The 1,246-nt window shown below is 50.4% G+C and carries 1 protein-coding gene; it reads right to left on the reverse strand.

What is annotated here, in order from left to right:
• Nucleotides 1–926: 926 nt before the first annotated feature.
• Nucleotides 927–1,118 (reverse strand): DDE-type integrase/transposase/recombinase, encoded by a 192-nt coding sequence (locus tag ACR1XV_RS21415; RefSeq protein WP_480535058.1) that lies wholly within the window; start codon nucleotides 1,116–1,118, stop codon nucleotides 927–929.
• Nucleotides 1,119–1,246 lie beyond the last annotated feature (128 nt).

A 1,246-nucleotide genomic window follows, 5' to 3' on the forward strand; every position in this document is an offset into this window, starting at 1 on the left:
AGTAAGAACGTGTTTGCCGCGTTTGAAAATACGACCGCCGCGGAATATGTGACTGGCTTTATTGTTTGTGTGCTCTAATACCATTTACTCGTTAATCCCCTATCGGGCCCCGACATTGGAAAATGACCGACCCGGGTGCCGCATACATGTCATCCGGTGTTCCAAAATGTTGATTGCCTGACGCGAGCCTGAGACGGTTGGCGAATGCGTTCGGTTCCCAGTGCGCCTGTCGGCTCGAACCGCTGGGATCGCCTGTCATGAATGTGATTTGAATGCTGCAAGGTCAGGTCTTGCATTTAAGCCGCAAATCTCCGACATCCGCTGCAAAGTCGGCCATAAGCAAGTATTCCCGATTCATCCGAAATGATCTCCCTGAATACGAGCCCCCACCCATAAAATTCACGTTAAAGGGTATTAGCGTTTGGCGTTATCCGGGCAGCGAAACGAAAGCCGTCTAATTTCCTTGCAATGGCGCGGCGAGACCACAATTTTATCCAGTTTGCGAAAATCAACCTGCGGCCTGAGTGGGTTAGAACTGCTGATCCACCCGTTCTCGGCAGGAATCTGACAATCTCAACCCCAGCGGCTGCATCCCACGGTTGTGTCGCAAAATTTGGAGTGGTCAAAATCGAACTCTTCCCAGGGCATACCTATCCTGCGATCTCAGCGAAATTCCTAAAGCCGGATGCCGCCGTTTGGGGGAATTGCCGTTTTCGGATCATGTCAGCAACTTCAATGCCGTCCAGCGTAGTTGACGCAGATGCGAAAGATTTGAAACCAAACCACACATGTGCCAGACTCGCCGTTTGATAAACCTGTGATCCTGCTCGATCATGTTGTTCAAAAATGTAGACCTGAGGATTTGTACTTTGGCTGGGCAGCTAAATCGCTTCAGGATTCGGTTCACCTCTCGAATGTCCGCTCCATTAGCGCCGATCTTGTCTATCGCGATTTTGTTTGGGATGCCGTTTGAAAATAAGACCTTTGCAAAAAAACCTAGTCATTGCGAGGCCGTTTCGTCGTTCAGACAGCATAAAATCAAGCGTGTTTCCTACCTTGCCGATCGTACGGTAGAGACACACCAACTTGCCGCGAACACGTAAATAAGTCTCATCCATACATCAGGAATTCCGAGTAGGTTGTTTCTTCGACTGCGCTCGCGTAGCAACCATTGGTGCATATTTGCCAACCCATCTGTTGAGAGTGGCAGCGTCGACTCACACACCGCGTTCGGCCATGCGCGCGC

It is taken from the genome of Ruegeria sp. AD2(2025) (assembly GCF_056542385.1).